Raw genomic sequence first — 821 nt, forward strand, 5'->3', positions numbered from 1 at the left:
GGCCGCCGCCCAGGAGGCGGGCACCCGCACGGTGTTCGCCCTGCCCCCGGCCGAGGCCGACCGCTCCCCGGAGCCGGCGGACGCCGCGCCGGGTTCCGGTACGGCCGTGGCCCCGGGCGCCCAGGTGCCCGGCCAGGTGCGGGTGCCCGCCGACGGGGCGCCCGGGCCGGACGGGCGGCACGACGCCGTACCGCTCGACCAGGCCGAGGACCACACCCCGCCGCAGCCGCACCCCACGAGTGCGCCGACCGGTCGCCGCAGGCGGGCCGTGGCCCACCCGGGAGAGGCCGTGGAGGTGGCGCCCGCCGTCCCCGGCGCGCCGGGCCAGCTCACCGGAACCGTTCCGGCCCAGGCGGTTCCGGTCCAGACGGCTCCGAACCAGGCAGCTCCGGCCCAGCCCGGACAGGTTCCCCCGGCTCCCGGCACCGGCGTCCCGGCCCAGGGCACCGCGGCTCCAGCCGGTGCCGGCGGTGCCGCCGTGGCACAGCAGGCCCCCGGTCAGCCGGTCGCCGTGCCGCCCACCGCCGTACCGAGCGCTGCGGCGCCCCACACCGGTGCGCCCCAGGCCCCCGCGCCCGAGGCCGCCGTACCGAACGCGACCGTGCCCGCCCAGGGCACCGTGGGTCAGGGCGTGCCGGTCGCACCGGGACAGCCGGTCCCGCCGCGGCCCGCTCCCGGCGGCCCGGTGCCCGCGCAGCCCGTGCCCGCTCCGGCCGCCGCGCCCCCGGGTCAGCAGACGACCGCCGTGCCCCGCCCGGCGCGCAAACCCACTGCCACACTTACGCCCGTGACGACGAACAGCAACCGCACGTCGTCCGTCA

General features: G+C 81.2%; 1 pseudogene. It reads left to right on the forward strand.

The window, feature by feature from the left end:
* A pseudogene (locus PV343_RS40200) lies at positions 1-821 on the forward strand (nickel transporter); the annotation flags it as partial.

Source organism: Streptomyces sp. WI03-4A (assembly GCF_033792105.1).
GTDB lineage: Bacteria > Actinomycetota > Actinomycetes > Streptomycetales > Streptomycetaceae > Streptomyces > Streptomyces collinus_A.